At 69.7% G+C, this 16,585-nt stretch carries 16 protein-coding genes; 9 read left to right on the top strand and 7 right to left on the bottom strand.

The window, feature by feature from the left end; all coding sequences use genetic code 11:
* Window positions 1–105: 105 nt before the first annotated feature.
* Window positions 106–936 (top strand): Ku protein, encoded by an 831-nt coding sequence (locus AQY21_RS12755; RefSeq protein ID WP_058098025.1) that lies wholly within the window; start codon window positions 106–108, stop codon window positions 934–936.
* 317 nt (window positions 937–1,253) lie between these two features.
* On the top strand, window positions 1,254–1,541 hold the full coding sequence (locus AQY21_RS29735; RefSeq protein WP_255374803.1) for a uracil-DNA glycosylase family protein: 288 nt from the start codon (window positions 1,254–1,256) through the stop codon (window positions 1,539–1,541).
* Between the two features lie 255 nt (window positions 1,542–1,796).
* Here the strand turns inward: AQY21_RS29735 and AQY21_RS12765 are convergent, their stop codons facing one another.
* Entirely contained in the window at window positions 1,797–2,270 is a 474-nt protein-coding gene (locus tag AQY21_RS12765; protein ID WP_058098027.1) for a sigma-70 family RNA polymerase sigma factor, read from the bottom strand.
* Between the two features lie 101 nt (window positions 2,271–2,371).
* On the bottom strand, window positions 2,372–2,554 hold the full coding sequence (locus AQY21_RS12770; RefSeq protein ID WP_152988215.1) for a hypothetical protein: 183 nt from the start codon (window positions 2,552–2,554) through the stop codon (window positions 2,372–2,374).
* A gap of 482 nt (window positions 2,555–3,036) precedes the next feature.
* Between AQY21_RS12770 and AQY21_RS30015 the strand changes: the two genes are divergently transcribed.
* The 7 genes from AQY21_RS30015 (at window position 3,037) to AQY21_RS12795 (ending at window position 6,735) form a co-directional block, all read left to right on the top strand.
* Complete coding sequence (locus tag AQY21_RS30015; RefSeq protein WP_255374804.1) at window positions 3,037–3,162, top strand: hypothetical protein; 126 nt, start codon at window positions 3,037–3,039, stop codon at window positions 3,160–3,162.
* A gap of 453 nt (window positions 3,163–3,615) precedes the next feature.
* The gene (locus AQY21_RS28655) at window positions 3,616–3,915 is read left to right on the top strand and encodes a hypothetical protein (RefSeq protein ID WP_152988216.1); all 300 of its coding nucleotides are present in this window, start codon (window positions 3,616–3,618) and stop codon (window positions 3,913–3,915) included.
* Window positions 3,916–4,005 carry an SWFGD domain-containing protein gene (locus AQY21_RS30190; protein WP_152988217.1) on the top strand — a complete coding sequence of 30 codons (90 nt, stop codon included), beginning with the start codon at window positions 3,916–3,918 and terminating at the stop codon, window positions 4,003–4,005.
* A gap of 107 nt (window positions 4,006–4,112) precedes the next feature.
* On the top strand, window positions 4,113–4,898 hold the full coding sequence (locus AQY21_RS12780) for an exodeoxyribonuclease III (RefSeq protein ID WP_058098030.1): 786 nt from the start codon (window positions 4,113–4,115) through the stop codon (window positions 4,896–4,898).
* A 91-nt stretch (window positions 4,899–4,989) separates the two neighbouring features.
* The gene (locus tag AQY21_RS12785) at window positions 4,990–5,907 is read left to right on the top strand and encodes a co-chaperone YbbN (protein ID WP_058098031.1); all 918 of its coding nucleotides are present in this window, start codon (window positions 4,990–4,992) and stop codon (window positions 5,905–5,907) included.
* 1 nt (window position 5,908) lies between these two features.
* Window positions 5,909–6,547 carry an LON peptidase substrate-binding domain-containing protein gene (locus AQY21_RS12790; RefSeq protein WP_058098032.1) on the top strand — a complete coding sequence of 213 codons (639 nt, stop codon included), beginning with the start codon at window positions 5,909–5,911 and terminating at the stop codon, window positions 6,545–6,547.
* Window positions 6,544–6,735: a Trm112 family protein gene (locus tag AQY21_RS12795; protein WP_058098033.1), complete on the top strand. Its 192-nt coding sequence runs from the start codon at window positions 6,544–6,546 to the stop codon at window positions 6,733–6,735. Before AQY21_RS12790 ends, AQY21_RS12795 begins: the two co-directional genes overlap by 4 nt.
* Before the next feature lie 53 nt (window positions 6,736–6,788).
* Here AQY21_RS12795 and AQY21_RS12800 read toward each other — a convergent pair whose 3' ends face one another.
* From AQY21_RS12800 to AQY21_RS12820, 5 genes are all read right to left on the bottom strand, one after another.
* Window positions 6,789–7,145 carry a DUF779 domain-containing protein gene (locus tag AQY21_RS12800; RefSeq protein ID WP_058098034.1) on the bottom strand — a complete coding sequence of 119 codons (357 nt, stop codon included), beginning with the start codon at window positions 7,143–7,145 and terminating at the stop codon, window positions 6,789–6,791.
* A 2-nt stretch (window positions 7,146–7,147) separates the two neighbouring features.
* On the bottom strand, window positions 7,148–8,182 hold the full coding sequence (gene adhP / locus AQY21_RS12805) for an alcohol dehydrogenase AdhP (protein WP_058098035.1): 1,035 nt from the start codon (window positions 8,180–8,182) through the stop codon (window positions 7,148–7,150).
* A gap of 91 nt (window positions 8,183–8,273) precedes the next feature.
* On the bottom strand, window positions 8,274–9,800 hold the full coding sequence (gene adh / locus AQY21_RS12810; RefSeq protein WP_058098036.1) for an aldehyde dehydrogenase: 1,527 nt from the start codon (window positions 9,798–9,800) through the stop codon (window positions 8,274–8,276).
* A 105-nt stretch (window positions 9,801–9,905) separates the two neighbouring features.
* A complete protein-coding gene (locus AQY21_RS12815) occupies window positions 9,906–10,904 on the bottom strand; it encodes a helix-turn-helix domain-containing protein (protein ID WP_058098037.1) in 999 nt (332 codons plus the stop codon).
* A gap of 129 nt (window positions 10,905–11,033) precedes the next feature.
* A complete protein-coding gene (locus AQY21_RS12820) occupies window positions 11,034–16,532 on the bottom strand; it encodes an alpha-2-macroglobulin family protein (RefSeq protein ID WP_058098038.1) in 5,499 nt (1,832 codons plus the stop codon).
* Between the last annotated feature and the right edge of the window lie 53 nt (window positions 16,533–16,585).

Below are 16,585 nucleotides of genomic sequence, written 5' to 3' on the forward strand. Positions count from 1 at the left end.
ACGGTGCCATCCCTGCTGGATGGCGTGGGATTGGCGCCGTCGTGGCCCATGCCGGAACCCCGCCTGGCCCCGGCGTTGAGCATCACCCAGCAAGAAGGATGCGCCATGGCACCCCGGGCGATCTGGAAAGGCCTGCCGAGGATTGCCGAGGTCAGCTGCCCGGTGGCGCTGCATGCCGCGGCTTCGACCTCGGAGCGCATCGCCTTTCACACCCTGAACCGGGCCATGGGGAACCGGGTGCGGCGGCAGTTCGTCGACGCCGACACCGGCAAGCCGGTCGAAAAGGGCGATCAGGTCAAGGGCTATGAGGTCGGCGACGGCGATCACGTCATCCTCGGGTCCGAGGAGATCGCCGCCGCCGTCCCGGAAAGCGACAAGACGCTGGCCGTCTCGACCTTCATCGCCTGCAAGGAGATCGACGATGTCTATTTCGACCGGCCCTATTACCTGACCCCCGCCGACCGGACGGCGGAAGAAGCCTTCGCCCTGATCCGCGAGGGGATGCGCCGCAAGAAGGTGGCGGCCCTGGCGCGGGCGGTGCTGTTCCGGCGCGTGTGCACGGTGCTGGTCCGTGCCCATGGTCCCGGCATGATCGCGACGACGCTGAATTTCGATTATGAGGTCCGCTCGGCCGCCGGGGCCTTCGGCGACATCTCGGCCAAGAAGGTCAAGGGCGAGATGCTGGATCTGGCCGAGCATATCATCGCCACCAAGATGGGCGAATTCGACATTGCCGCCTTCGACGACCGCTATGAGGCGGCGCTGGCCGATCTGGTCAGGGCCGAGCTGGAGGGCCGCAAGGTCGCGACATCGCCCCCGTCCCGGCGCGAGAATGTCGTGGACCTGATGGCCGCCTTGCGCGAAAGTGCGGCGCTGGCGGCGAAAAAGCCCGCCGCGCGGAAAAAGCCCGCGCCCCGGCAGCGGAAAAGCGGCTGAGCCTGGGCGTCGCGCGTGAGCCCGTCAGCGCGGGCTCAGCACCAGCTTGGCTCATTCGTCCCGGTTGTCGCGGAAACCCTTGTAGCCCATGGCGGCCTCCTCCAGCGGCCGGCGATGCAAGACCAGACGGGAACTTGTCGGCAAAGCCGCCATCAACCGGTCCGGCCCCGTCAGCAGCGCCGACGGGGCGAACAGACCCACCGGGCCCGGACAGGCCCGATGCCGAGCCGCAAGGAGGAGACCCGAGGGAGGTCGCGACCCTTGGCGCGCTGGCCGAGGCCGAGGCGAGCTGCACGCTTTGTCGCGACGCGACGCAGGTGTTGCCGGGCAAGGGCTGCCGGCAGGCCCGCATGATGGTCGTGGGCGAGCGGCCGGGCGATAACGCAGGTTTGGCCGGTGGCCCCTTCGTCGGTCTGATGGGGTGCCTGTTCGACCAGACCCTGGCCGAGGCGGGGATCCCGAGCGACCAGATCTTCGTGACCAATGCCGCGAAGCCTTTCCAGTTCGAGCCGCTCGGCAAGCACCGCCGGCTGCACCACAGCCCGAATGCGGACGAGATCGCCCGCTACGGCACCCTGCGGCAATGGGTGCAGGGCTGGGGCTGAAAAGCGGCGGCGCTGCTCGGCCGGGTGCTGGGGAAGGAATCCGCCACCGACGCGCTGCCGACCGGGATCGCCGGGCGCGGGGCCAACCGGGAGGCGGTCGAGCCCGCCTGACGGCGCGGCCCCGCCCCAGGGGCGGGGGCGTGCATTTCCCAAGCCGATGGCGGCGCTAGGACCACCGCGCCGGGCGGGCTGCCCGTGAGGGGGAGGGGGCCGGTCTTTCCCGCGCCGCTTCGCCGAGGGACAGAGAGCGGCGGCTCAGAATGCCGGCTCCAGCGCCCGGCGCAGCATGGTGCGGGCGCGGTTCACCCGGCTCTTGACGGTGCCGATGTCGCAATCGAGGAGCCTGGCCGCGTCGAGATAGCTCTCGCCGAGCGCGCCGACCAGGACGATCGCCTCGCGGTAATGCCGCGGCATCACGCGCAGCGCGGCCTGCAACTCGCTGGCCTGCATGTGCCATTCCTGGGCGGGCCGGACCTGCGGCACCAGCGAGGCGCAATCCGCCGCCCCGGTGCGCTCGCGCGCGGCCTTCCGGCAATGGGTGAAGAAACGGTTGCGCATGATGGTGAACAGCCAGGCCCGCATATTGGTGCCGGGCCGGTAGCGATGGGCGTTCTCGATGGCGCGCAGCAGGGTCTCCTGGACCAGATCCTCGGCATCCGGGGTCGATCTGCACAAGGCGCGCGAATAGGCCCGGAGCGCCGGAATATGTCCGAGTATGTCGTCCGACATGACGGTCCTTCGCAATCCTCGCGGTGACGGCGGAGAGTCAATGCCGGGAAGGGGGGATGGTTCCGTTCCGGGCCCCGGCAAGGACGGAAACCGGCCGCGGCCTAGCGGGGGCCGCCGCCCTGGCCGGCCTGGCGATGCCGGGCGTCCTCCAGCGCCGCCTCGAGCCGCCTGGCCAGCTCGCGCAGCCGGGGCGAGACCGCCTCCTTCTCCGTCTGCGCCAGCAGCTCGGACAGGGCCTTGTCGAGGGCGGGATCGACGATGGGGCCGCTTTCGCCGTTGGCCATCAGGGTCTCCATGCTTCTGCTTGACTTGACGTATTTTAATCGAACCGCGCCGAATGGCGAGCCTTCCCAACCCGCATATTCCGGCAGTGTTGCAGGTCGGGCCGCGGATTCCCGGTCACATTCGGGCGAAGCAGCCCGCCGGACGGCGCGGCGGTGCCCGGCCCGGCCTGCCGCCACCGAGGCGGGTTTGCCGCGGGAACGTTTCCGCCCTGGCCGGTTCGCCGGCCCCACAGCCCGGAGGCATCCGGCAACAAGCTCCGGGAGGGGGATCGGCCGGAGGAGCCGGCCGGATCCGGACCGTCTCGGCAACGGGCGCCTCGGCGCATTCGCCCAGCAGCGCCGGCAGCGCCGGGTGATGCGCGCGCAGCGGCGCGTTGCGGCCGTAACGGGCAGGGCAGCGATTTTTCGCCGATGGCTTTCCGCTCATGCGTTGGTTCTTCAGGCGTGTAGGGACATCGCTCAAGGAACCTGAGGAACCGAGCATGCCACATCAGACAGTCCTCGCATCCGCGATGGTTGCGGGCCTCATGGCCGGCGCCGCATTTGCGGCCGCATCGGTCATCACCATGCAGGCCATGGGGGTATGGATCGAACAGGCCGGTCCGTGACGGATCCGCCCTGCCTTAAGCGAGAAGCGTCGGAACGAGGGAAGCAACCCCCGGTGATCTCCTCGTCGCTGGAGCGCAGGGCGTTGTGAATGGCGGTCGCCGCGATGGCGGCTTGTGCCAGGGCCACGGCGATCTGGTTCAGCGAATGGACGACCTCGCCGGCGGCACAAACCTGCTGGGCGCGGTCTGCCGGTGGGCGTCGCGATGCATTTCCAGGCCGCCTGGACCGGCGCGTGGGACATAGCCGAGCGCGGGATGGCCCGGCGCGGGCCGTGGGCGGCGATCGGGCTGTCCTGTTGCATCACCTTCTGGCGGATGGTCGCCCCGGCTGCCGCAGATCCGCTCGTCGGGTGCCGATCTTCAGGAACATTCCGGCCCGCTCCCGGTTGTCCGCCCCCAGCCGTGACGGCATCGACCGTGAACAGGAGGGCGACATGGAAGATCGTTGGAGAGATGAAGACCGCTATCGTCGGGATCCGGATCATTCCGGCCGGGCCCTATGGCGGCAGAGGTGGTTGTGAGCCTGCGGATGGCGATCACCGCGGCCGAAGCTCCGGACGGCCGGAGCGCCATGGTGATGGTCGCCGCGGCACCCATGGCATGCCCCATGACACCCATGCCAGCCCGGGCGGCGGTGATGACGATGACGCTCGCCACGGCAATGGCCAGGGCGATTATGGCGGTGCCTACGGGACCCATCGTCGCCAAGGCGCCGCGCGCCACGACCGTGATGATCGCGGCAAGCGCGACTGAATGGACCGTGCCGGGGACGGGGTCGTCTCGTGGTTCGGCGACGAGGATGCCGAGGGCTGCCGCCGCCGGGATGAGAAATCTGATCGATAAATCAACCGACTGGAGAGGGCATGCGGGGGGCGCGAAGCCCCCTGGGCGCCGACCGGTGGACAAGCCGCGCCCGCGCCCCTAGGGTCCGTCCCTGAAAAGGAGCCCCCATGTTCACCATTGCCACCTGGAACATCAACTCGGTCCGCCTGCGCGAGGCGCTCGTCGCCCGCTTCCTGGCCGAGGAAGCCCCGGACATCCTCTGCCTGCAAGAGACGAAAAGCCCGGTCGAGAAGATCCCGCTCGAGGCGTTCCGGGCGCTTGGCTACACGCATTTCGTGGCGCGCGGGCAAAAGGGCTATAACGGCGTCGCCATCCTGTCGAAGCTGCCGATCGAGGATGCGGGCGACCGCGATTATGCCGGGCTGGGCCATGCCCGCCATGTCGCCGCGCGGCTGGAGAACGGCGTCACCATCCACAACTTCTACGTGCCGGCGGGCGGCGACATCCCGGACCGCGAGCAGAACCTCAAGTTCGGCCAGAAGCTGGATTTCCTGACCGAGATGCGCGACGCCTTCCACGCCGACAGGCCGGCGCGCGCGATCATGGTGGGCGACCTGAACATCGCCCCGCGCGAGGACGACGTCTGGTCGCACAAGCAATTGCTGAAGATCGTCAGCCATACGCCCATCGAGGTCGAGCATCTGGGCGCCGCCCAGGATGCCGGCAAATGGGTGGACATCACCCGCAAGGACATCCCGCAGGGCCTGCTTTACAGCTGGTGGAGCTATCGCGCGCGCGACTGGGACGCGGCCGACAAGGGCCGGCGCCTCGATCACATCTGGGCGACGCCCGATATCGCCAATGCGGGCCACAACAGCCGCATCCTGCGGCCGCTGCGCGGCTGGCAGCAACCCAGCGACCACGTCCCGGTGCTGGCCAGCTTCGATCTCTGAACCCGCCCGGAGACCGCGCCGCCAGCCGAAACTTGCATCGCGCCGGTCGCTGCGCCATCTAAGGGGCAACCCTTTCGCATGAGGAATTCCGATGCTCGAGCTTGGCTCCGCCCCCGCCCCCAAAGACGCCGCCCCCGCCGATATCATCAAGGATGTGACCGAGGCGACCTTCATGGCCGATGTGGTCGATGCCTCGATGAAGGTGCCGGTGATCGTCGATTTCTGGGCGCCCTGGTGCGGCCCCTGCAAGACGCTGGGCCCGCAGCTCGAGGCCGAGGTGGCCCGCCACAAGGGCCGCGTCCGCATGGCCAAGGTCAATGTGGACGAGAACCAGATGATCGCCGGCCAGTTGCGGGTGCAGTCGATCCCGACGGTCTATGCCTTCTTCCAGGGCCAGCCTGTCGACGGCTTCCAGGGCGCGATCCCGCAAAGCCAGATCAAGCAGTTCGTCGAGAAGCTGGTCGCCCTGGGCGGCGATGACGGCGGGCTGGCCGAGGCGCTGGAGGCGGCCGAGGCGATGATCGCCGAGGGCGCGGCCGAGGATGCCGCCGAGACCTTTTCGGCCATCCTGGGCGAGGAGCCCGAGAATCCTGCCGCCTGGGGCGGGCTGATCCGCGCCCATCTGGCCGCCGGTCACCCGGACCGGGCCGAGGAGGCGCTGGCGCAGGTGCCCGCCGCCGCTGCCAATGCCGCGCCGGTCGAGGCGGCCCGCGCGCAGTTGCAACTGGCGCGGCAGGCCGCGAGCGCCGGTCCCCTGGACGAGTTGCGCCAGAAGGTCGAGGCCGATCCCGCCGACCAGCAGGCGCGTTTCGATTATGCCACCGCGCTGCATGCGGCGGGCGAGGTCGAGGAGGCGATCGACCAGTTGCTGGAGGGGTTCCGCCGCGACCGCGACTGGAACGAGGGCGCGGCCAAGGCGCAGCTTCTGACCATCTTCGATGCCATGAAACCCACCGATCCGCTGGCGCAGAAGGGGCGCCGCCGGCTGTCCTCGCTGATCTTCGCCTGACATGTCGCGCGGCATCGACCTGCCCGAGACCGTCCCGCTGTTCCCGCTGCCGGGCGCGGTGCTGATGCCCCGCACCCGCCTGCCGTTGCAGATCTTCGAACCGCGCTACTTGCAGATGGTCGAGGACGTGCTGAAGACCCCGGCGCGGCTGATCGGCATGATCCAGCCGGCCGAAGGCGGGCTCGATTCGCTGGCTTCGGTCGGCTGCGCGGGACGGATCGTGGCCTTTTCCGAACTGGACGACGGCCGGCTGATGATCTCGCTCAAGGCGCGCTCGCGCTTTCGGCTGAACGAGGTGCGGCCCGGCTTTACCCCCTATCTGCGCGGCCAGGTGGACTGGTCGGGCTATGAGGCCGACCTGGCCGCCCAGGCCGAGGAGGATCCGCGGTTCGAGCGCAAGGCCTTCATGGCGCGGCTGGGCCGCTATATGGAGCAGCGCGGCCTGTCCACCGACTGGGACGCCGCCGCGGCGTCCGAGGCCGAGACGCTGATCAATTCGCTGTCCATGCTGCTGCCCTTCGCCCCCGAGGAAAAGCAGGCCCTGCTGGAGGCGCCGACGCTGTTCAAGCGCCGGGTGCTGCTGGAGGGGCTGCTGGAATACGCCCTGCACGGCGGCGACAACGAGGAGACGATCCAGTGACCGACACAAGCGAACACGGCTATGACCGCCACATGCTCGAGGCGCTGGTCTGCCCGGTGACGCATACGACGCTGCGCTATGATGCCAAGGCGCAGGAGTTGATCTCGGAGGCGGCCGGGCTGGCCTTTCCGATCCGCGACGGCATCCCGATCATGCTGCTGAACGAGGCGCGCCAGATCCGCGCCTGAGGAAAGGGCGGGCGCACGGACGGCTTGGGGGAGGCCGTGCGCCCGCGTCGCGGTCAGAGCCGGCAGATCTCGGACCGCACCAGGAAGCGCCGCTCGCGGCCGTTGTCCAGGCTGAACATGCCGCCGCGACCCGGCACCACGTCGATGATCAGGCGGGTGTGCTTCCAGGCTTCGTATTGGCTGGCCGAGATATAGAAGGGCATGCCGCCGATTTCGCCCAGCTTCACGTCATGCGCGCCGATGCGGAATTCGCCCTGCGGGTAGCACATGGGCGAGGACCCGTCGCAGCAGCCCCCGGACTGGTGGAACAGCACCGGCCCGTGATCGGCGACGATCTCGGCCAGCAGCGCCAGCGCCGCCGGGGTGGCCTCGACCTGGTCCGGCCCATCGGGGTTGGCGACGGGTTCCATGGTCAATCCGCCAGATCCAGCACCATGCGGCCCTCGATCTGGCCCTGGTGCATCTTGCCGAAGATGTCGTTGATATCCTCGAGCTTCGCCGTGTGCACGGTCGCCTTGACCTTGCCCTCGCCGGCGAAATCCAGCGATTCCTGCAAGTCCAGCCGCGTGCCGACGATCGAGCCGCGCACGGTGATGCCGTTCAGCACCATGCCGAAGATGTCCAGCGGGAAGTCGCCCGGGGGCAGGCCGTTCAGCGCCACCGTGCCGCCGCGCGCCACCATGCCGATGGCCTGCTCGAAGGCCTTGCGGCCGACCGCCGTCACCAGCACGCCCTGCGCGCCGCCGTCGGTCTGTTTCTTGATCGCGGCCGCCGGGTCGGGGTCGGTCGCGGCGTTCACCGTCACCGTGGCGCCCAGCTTGCGGGCCAGCGCCAGCTTCTCGTCGTCGATGTCCACGGCGGCGACGTTCAGGCCCATGGCCTTGGCATATTGCACCGCCATGTGCCCCAGCCCGCCGATGCCCGAGATCACCACCCAGTCGCCGGGCTTGGTATCGGTGACCTTCAGCCCCTTGTAGACGGTCACGCCCGCGCAGAGCACGGGGGCGATGTCCAGGAAATCGACGTTCTTGGGCAGGTGGCCGACATAGTTCGGATCGGCCACGACGTAATCGGCAAAGCCGCCATTCACCGAATAGCCGGTGTTGAGCTGGCTTTCGCACAAGGTTTCCCAGCCGCCCAGGCAATGCCGGCAATGGCCGCAGGCGGTATAGAGCCAGGGCACGCCGACCCGATCGCCTTCCTTGACATGCTTCACCCCGGCGCCGACGGCCGAGACGAAGCCCACGCCTTCATGACCGGGGATGAAGGGCGGATTCGGCTTGACCGGCCAGTCGCCCTCGGCGGCGTGCAGGTCGGTGTGGCAGACGCCGGAGGCCTGGATCCTGACCTGGATCATGCCGGGGCCGGGCTCGGGGACCGGCACCTCGTCGATGGTCAGCGGCTTGCCGAATGCGCGCACGACGGCGGCTTTCATGGTCTTGGCCATGAGGGGGAACTCCTTGCAGTTGCTCTTGGGGGAGGGAAGCGGAGGGGGAGGAGGGTGCCGGGCGCTGGGTGACGTGCGCCCGGCCATTCCATCAGAAGAAGCCCAGCTTCTTCGGGGAATAGCTGACCAGCATGTTCTTGGTCTGCTGATAGTGGTCCAGCATCATCTTGTGCGTCTCGCGCCCGATGCCCGACTGCTTGTAGCCGCCGAAGGCCGCATGAGCCGGATAGGCGTGATAGCAGTTGGTCCAGACCCGCCCCGCCTTGATGCCGCGGCCCATGCGGTAGCAAGTATTGGCATCGCGCGACCACACGCCGGCGCCAAGGCCGTAAAGCGTGTCGTTGGCGATCTCCAGCGCCTCGGCCTGGTCCTTGAAGGTGGTGACCGAGACCACCGGGCCGAAGATTTCCTCCTGGAAGATCCGCATCTTGTTGTTGCCGCGGAAGATCGTCGGCTCGATGTAATAGCCGCCCGACAGCTCGCCGCCCAGATCGGCCGCCTTGCCGCCGGTCAGCACCTCGGCGCCTTCCTTCCTGCCGATGTCGAGATAGCTGAGGATCTTTTCCTTCTGCTCGCTCGACGCCTGCGCGCCGATCATGGTGTCGCTTTCGCGCGGGTCGCCCTGCTTGATCGCCTGCACGCGCTGGACCGCGCGTTCCATGAACTTGTCATAGATCGATTCCTGGATCAGCACGCGCGACGGGCAGGTGCAGACCTCGCCCTGGTTCAGCGCGAACATGGTAAAGCCTTCCAGCGCCTTGTCGAAGAAATCGTCATCCTCGCGCGCGACATCGGCAAAGAAGATGTTCGGCGACTTGCCGCCCAGTTCCAGCGTCACCGGGATCAGGTTCTCGCTGGCATATTGCATGATCAGCCGCCCGGTCGTCGTCTCGCCGGTAAAGGCGATCTTGGCGATCCGGTTGCTGGACGCCAGCGGCTTGCCGGCCTCGAGCCCGAAGCCGTTGACGATGTTCAGCACGCCCGGCGGCAGCAGGTCGCCGATCAGGTTGGCCCAGACCATGATGCCGGCGGGGGTCTGCTCGGCCGGTTTCAGCACCACGCAATTGCCGGCGGCAATCGCCGGGGCCAGCTTCCAGCAGGCCATCAGCAGCGGAAAGTTCCACGGGATGATCTGCCCCACCACGCCCAGCGGCTCGTGGAAGTGATAGGCGACGGTGTCGTCGTCGATCTGGCTGATCGAGCCTTCCTGCGCCCGCAGCACGCCGGCGAAATAGCGGAAATGGTCGATGGCCAGCGGCAGGTCGGCGGCCATGGTCTCGCGGATCGGCTTGCCGTTGTCCCAGGTCTCGGCGGTGGCGAGCAGTTCCAGGTTCTGCTCCATCCGGTCGGCGATCTTCAACATGATGTTGGCGCGCTCGGCCGGGCTGGTCGCGCCCCATTTGTCCTTGGCGGCATGGGCGGCATCCAGCGCCAGTTCGATATCGCCGGCCTCGGAGCGCGCGATCTGGCCGATCTCGGCGCCGGTGATCGGGGTCGTGTTGGTGAAATACTTGCCCGAGACGGGCGCCACCCATTCGCCGCCGATGAAATTGTCGTAGCGCGCCTCGAAGGGCAGCGCGTTCACGCCCCGGAAAGGATGCGTCTGATCGTTCGGCATGATCTTCCTCCTGTCATCCCGGCTCCTCCAGCCGGTTGCACAAGAGCCTGTGCCCGGACGCCTTCCGGGTCAACGCGGGGCTTCGCGCCGCGGGGCGGATGTGTTTCAGGGGCGAGACAGTTTGCCGGGATTTTCGTCGATGCCCAGCCGCGCCATGCGGCGGTAGAGCGTGGCGCGTCCCACCCCCAGCGCGCGGGCGGCGGCCGAGACATTGCCCTCGGCCCTGGCCAGCGCGCGAATCACCGCGGCGCGTTCGGCGCGCTCGAATCCGGTCGCGTCGTCCTGCCGGCCCAGCAGGTCCGAGGCCGGGCGCGGGCGCAACTGCCCCTCTTTCTCCAGGCCGAAGGCGCGGCGGGCGGCGCGGTTGGCGCCGATGGCCAAGTCGTCCTTGTCCACCGCGATCAGCAGCGTGCCGTCCTCGACCCCCTCGGCCTGCGGCGCGATGATCCGCGCACCAGGGAAGGATACGCGGAAGAAGGCCGCCTCGATCGCCCGCGCGCTATGCGCGACCTGCGCCGCGATCAGCGCGTTCAGCCGCTCGGTATGGTCGGCACGGGCCGAGCTGACGTCCAGCGCCGCGATCAGCCCACCGTCCGGCCCCCAGATCGGCGCATCCATGCAGGACAGCCCGGTATTGCGGGCATAGAAATGTTCGTCGCGGTGGATGGTGACCTGCCGCCCCTCGGCCAGACAAGTGCCGATGCCGTTGGTGCCCTGCACCTCCTCGGACCAGTCCATGCCGCGCCACAGCCCCCAGCCGCGAAAGGTGGCGGCGTCGCCCTGGCTGACGCGATGCTCCAGCACGATGCCCTGCGCATCGGTCAGCAGCAGGTTGCAGCCGGTCGGGCAGACCAGCTGGAACAGCTGGTCCAGCTGCGGCCGGGCGACGGCGATGAAGCGGTCCATGCGCTCGACGCGCTCGGACAGTTCGCGCTCGGTCAGGCGGCGCGGCTCGGGTGGCCGGGTCGGGTCCAGCCCGTGCTTGAGCATCGAGCGGCGCCAGCTTGCCGCCAGCCGGGTGACGGCGCCGGGCGATTGCGACGCCTGCACCACGCGGTCCTCGTGGCGGGTTGTGCTGGGCGTTGCCGGGCGGGTCTCGGGCAAGGCGTCCTCCCCTTCCTTACGCGATGGCGGGATTATTGCCCGGGCGGGTGCGATGGGGCAAGCAATGCTTTCGTGAAGCGCCTGCGACGAAACACCCCGGCCGTTTCGGGGCCGGGGTGCTTGCGGTTTTCAGGGCGTGACGGTGACGGTGCCGCCGTCGCTCCAGGCGCGGAACTCGGGGCGATACATGTCCTCGACGCTGGCGGCCGGGTGGCGGAATTCGCCCGGCGTTACGGCGCGGACGATATAGGCCAGCCGGAATCGCTCGGCCGAGGTCCAGGTCAGCGCCGCCGCGAAACGGTCGGCGCGGAACTCGGTCATCTCGGCATCGGTCCGGCCCTCCAGCCAGTCCAGCGCCGAGACATCGCCGGCGCGCAAGAGGTTCGGGTTGTCGATCTCCCATCCCGCCGGCAGGGGATCGGCGATCACCAGCCGGCCGCCGCCCTCGGATTGCGGCGAGATTTCCAGCTCCACCACCATGCGCGTGCCCTGCGTCACGCTGGAAGGGTCCAGTGCCTCGCCCTCCATGCTGTAATAGTGGCGCGCGATGGTATAGCCCTTGCCGCCCGCCGCGACCGGGCCGGCGGGCTTGCCGGTCGCGGTCAGCGTTACCTCCAGCGCGCTCTCGCCGGTATTGGCGATGGTCGCATCCGCCGGCAGGCTTGCGACCGGCTGGGTCAGCGCCACCCCGTTCAGCGTCGCGGGCGGGGTCGCGCTGAACAGCGACTGCGCCGCCAGCACCGTCCAGACCGATTCCTGCGTGGACAGGCTGCGCCCCTCCTCCTCGGCCCGGGCGATGCGCTCGGCGATCTGGCTGGTCAGGTCGGTGGCATCGACGGCCTGCGTCTTTGCCTCGGCCGCCAGCGCCAGCAGCGCGGTCGCATCGCGCAACCTGGTGCCGTAATCGGCGCGGAAGGCATAGGGCTCGGGCGCGCCGAGATTCAAGAGGTTGCGCGCCTGCGTGAACAGGCGATCCGCCCGGCTCTGGTCGCCATAGGAGGCCAGCGCCGCGCCCAGATTGGCCGCGCCCATCGGGGTCGAGAACGATCCGGCGGCGGTATCGGCGTAATAGCGCAGATCGCCCACCGTCGCCGCCCGTTCCCGTGCCAGCACCGCCAGCGCATAGGCCAGCGCCGCGTTTTCCTCGGCCGAGGCGGCGCCGGGTTCGGTGGCGTAATTGGCGCGGTTGCGCAGGTTGTCGATGGCCATGCGGAAGCCGGTCTCCGGCACCTGATAGCCCGCCGCCCGCGCCCGCGACAGGAAGTCGGTGACATAGGCCTCAAGCCACAGATCGCCCGAATCGGCATACCACAGGCCGAAGCCGCCGTTCGAGCCCTGCCGGGTCAGGATCTGGGTGATCGCCTTTTGCACCTGCTCGGCCGTGTCGCTGCCCTCGACGCCCTCGGCGGCGGCAAGGCTGGGCAGGTAGATCAGCGGCATCGCCCCCGAGGCCAGCTGCTCGGTGCAGCCATAGGGATAGCGCGCCAGCCGCATCAGCGCGCCGGCCACGTCCAGCCGGGCATAGGGGCCAAGCGCCGCCGTCACCTCGGCGCCGGGCAGCAGGCCCTGCGTCAGAGCGGGCGGGATGGTCAGGCTTTGCCCCGGCTCGACCACCAGACGGTCCTGGCGCTGGATGTCGGATTCGTTCAGCGCGATGGGGATGGCGATGTCCTTGGTCAGCGCCTCGCCGTCCGGGGTGGTCAGCACCAGCCGCAGGTTGGCGGTGCCAAGCGCCTCGGTCGCGGTCACGGGGATGTCCACCTGCGCCTCGGCCTTTTCGCCCAGCTGCACCTGGGGCTCCACCGAATAGGTCAAGCCGCCCTCGCCGCCGACCTGCGACAGCGCCAGCCGGACCTCTCCGGCGGGGCCGGAAGTGTGGGTCAGCCGCAGCCCCAGCCGGGCGCTGTCGTTCGGCGCCAGGAAGGCGGGCGCGGTCACGGTCATCACCACCGGATCGCGCACCAGCACCGAGGCATCGGCCTGGCCCAGGCCCTTGGCGGACCAGACCACGGCCATGACCCGCACCTCGCCGTTGAAATCGCCCACCGGCACCTCGACGGTGGCGGTGCCGTCCGCGGCCAGGGTCAGCGGGCCCGAGAACCAGCTCATCAGCTTTTCGGTCGGCGGCGGGGCCTCGGCATTGCCGGCAAGGCTGGCGTCGCCTCCCTCGCGCAGCGCGCCGTCCGGGGCGCCGGTCGGCAGGATCAGCCGCCCGTAAAGATCGCGCAGCGCCACGCCCAGCCGGCGCTGGCCGAAATAATGCTGCGAGGGGTTCGGCGGCTGGAAGCGGGTCAGGTTCAGGATGCCCTGATCGACGGCGGCGACGGTGGCATGCACCGTCTCGCCCGCCGCGCCCTCGACCTTCAGCGTGACGGGGATCGTGCCGCGCGGGCGGGTCTCGGCCGGGGCCTCGATGCTGGCGGCAAGCCTGCGGTCGCCGGGATCCACGGCGGCATGCGCCAGACCCAGCGCGCGCACCGGCTGGCGGTCGCCGGGCTGCGCCTCGCCCAGCGGACGGATGGCGCTGACGGTGACATAGACCCCGGCACCCCAATCGTCGGTCACCGGCAGGTCGATCTGGTTCTCGCCCGCCTTCAGCGCCACGGTCTGCATCGAGACCAGCCGGTTCGACAGCACCGAGACCAGGCCCAGACCGTCGCTGGCCGCTTCGACCCGGACGCGGGCGGTGTCGCCGCTGCGATAGGCGGGCTTGTCCAGCACCACCTGCAAGCGGTCGGGCGTCTCGCTGCCGGCGCTCGCTACCGCACCCCAACCGGCATAGAACCGCACCGAGCTTTGCCCGCCCTGACCCGATGCCGGCTCGGCCACCAGCTCATACTGGCCCCATTCGACCGGGGCGGCGATCTCGGCCGGCGCCTCGCCCGGCTCAGCCGTGCCTTCGGCGATGCGGGTGCGGCTGGTGATCGCCTCCCAGTTCCATTGCCCGCCCAGCGAATACCATTGGTAATCGGTGTCGATGCGGTTCAACACCCAGCGCACGGGCTCGGCTGCCGGTTTCAGGTCGGGGCCGACCGCGACCAGCGCGAAACGCGCCTCGCTGTTTTCCGAGACGGTATCGCCCTCGAACAGCGGACGCAGGCCGACGACCGGCGCCTCGGGCATGACCACGCGCGATTCCGTGCGCTCGACCGGCCGGCCGGCGCCCTCACGGATATCCAGCACCACTTCGGCCTGAACCGGGCGCGGACCGAGCTGGCCGGCCGGCGGCAGCTCGATCTGCGCCCGGTAATTGCCCTGTGCATCGGTGGTGCCCTGCGGCAGGCTGTCGGTCACCGGTGCGCTGTCGTCGTCGTGCCGGCCAAAGACATAGCCGTCGAAGCCGGTCAGGCTGCGGGTCGGCGACAGGCGCAACTGCCCCTCGACCGGCAGGTTGGCGGCGGGGGCGCCGAACAGCCAATGCGCCGAAAGCGACAGGTCCAGCGTGCCGCCCGCGCGTGCCGGGCCTTCCGGCAGGCGCGGGGTGAAGTCGATGCGCTCGGGCAGGAAATCCTCGACCAGCAGGCGCGCGGTGGCCAGCGCCGGGCCGTCCGCCTCGGTGCGCAGTTCCATCCGCCAGGTGCCGCGCGGGGCGTTGCCGGGGATCTGCCAGTTGACCACGCTGCCGCCGGCGCCGGCATCCTGCGCGGGCAGGCGGGTCGCCTCGACCCCGTCGGGGCGCAGGATCACCGCGGTCAGCGGCAGGTTTTCCAGCGCCCGGGCCTCGGCATTGCGGGCCAGCACCGTCGCGTTCACCGTCTCGCCGACGCGATAGGCGCCCCGGTCGGTGGTCAGGAACAGGTCGATGGGGGGGCTGGGCGGCTGGCCCTCGACGCCGCGGTCGGAGAGGTCGAATTCGGGATCGGAAAGCGACAGGAAGGCCATGTCGCGCGGCGCGCGCTCGGCGCCCTCGCCCTGCCAGTCGGTCACCGTGACCAGCGCCGGCGCGGCGCCGTCTTTGCCCATGGCGAGGCCCGGCGCGAAATGCGCCACACCCTGATCGTCGGTCCGGGTCTTGGCCAGCACCTCGTTCGAGCGGCTGACCAGCGCCACCTCGGCCCCCGTTTTGGCGGCGGTATCGGCCAGGCTGCGCACCGCGACGGTCAGCCCGTCGGCGCCCGAGAAGGTGGAGATCCCGAAATCCGAGATCACGAACCATTGCGTCGCCAGCCCGGTATCCGAGACATCCTGGTTCTCGATGCCGGCCTCGACGATATAGATGCCGGGCTCCAGCGGGCCGGCCTCGGCGGGAATGGCGAGGCTGGTGGTCAGCTCCTGGTTCAGGGTTTCCTGGCCCATGGGCTTCGCCACCTGCGCCGTGCCCTTCCAGACCTCGCGCGCCATGCGGTCGCTGAAATAATCGGCCCGCCAGCTGTCCAGCGGCGTCGCGAACATGTCCTCGGCCATGGCGCGGATCAGGTTGCGGTCGGAAATGCGCAGCAGGCGCAGGTTGATCGTGTCGGCATTGACGGTCACCATGGACAGCCGCTGGTCGCCCGAGGCGGGCAGCACATAGGCGCGGCCGGGAAAGCGCACCGAGGGCGCGCGGTCGCGGACATAGCCTTTCAGCGTCACATCGCGGGCCAGCACCTCGCCATCGGCCGAGGGCAGGCCGGCGCGCAGGGTCAGTTCTACCTCTTGCCCATGGGTCAGGCCGGCGACGCAAAGCCGCTCGCCATCGGCCTCGACGGTCAGGTCGCGGCCGGGCAGGCGCAGGAATTGCGCGTAATCGGTGCCGGAGGAAAGTGCGCGCGACATCACCGCGCAGAAACGCGGCATCCTGCCTTCGGATTCGACCTGGGTGTCGGTGACGCGCAAGCCGTTGCGGGCCTGCGACTCCTCGAGCGCCGAGGCGATGGCGCCGTCGCCGGGGGCAAGCTCTGCCGCCAGCCGCAGCGCCGACAGCGCGTCGCGGCCGCGGTCCAGCCGCTCCCACGCCATGGCAAGCCAGGACAGCGCCCGGGCCGCCACCGCGTCCTCGCCCGCCCGCAGATAGCCGTTGATCGCCATCGAGGCGATGGCGGCCGACGCCTCGCCGTCGCCCTGCTCGCTGGTGTAAAGCGTCAGCCGGGCCAGATTGGTCCAGTCGGCGGGCCGGTCATAGCGCGCGACCTCGGCGGCGGTGATCCGTGCCGCCAGCGCCAGTTCGCCCGAGGCTTCGGCCTCCTGTGCGCTGCCTTGCGGATAGTCCGTGCCCAGCGGCGGGTGCAGGGCGGGAAAGGACCGGACCAGCGATTGCGCGGCGGCCAGGTCCTGCGTCCCGATGAAGGGCGCGGCGGCGGCGCGGGCTTCGGCGCGCAGCCGTTCCTCGGCCGTGGCCGCGACCACATGGCCCGACAGCGCGCCGGCAAAGGCGGTCGCGGCGCCCGTGCCCTCGCCCTTGGGGAAACAGGCGCGGGACCGCTGGTTATAGGTCAGCGCGCGGCAGTCGGCATTGCCCAGGCAGGCCTGCACGCAGGCTCGCAAGGTGGTGTCGAAGATCGGCCCCAGGTCGCCGCCCGGCAGGTCGGTATCGGCTTGCAAAGACAGCCGCCGTTCGGGCAGCGGCGCATCCTGCGCCAGGGCCGCGCCGGTGACGAGAAGCCCGCTCAGGGCCGCCGCGATGAAACCGTGCCAGATGGGACCTGCCATGACCTTCCTCCTTCCGCGCTCGGCATAGTTGTGGCACCGGCGCGCGGGCGAGG

Source organism: Paracoccus sp. MKU1 (assembly GCF_001447385.1).
Taxonomy (GTDB): Bacteria; Pseudomonadota; Alphaproteobacteria; order Rhodobacterales; family Rhodobacteraceae; genus Paracoccus.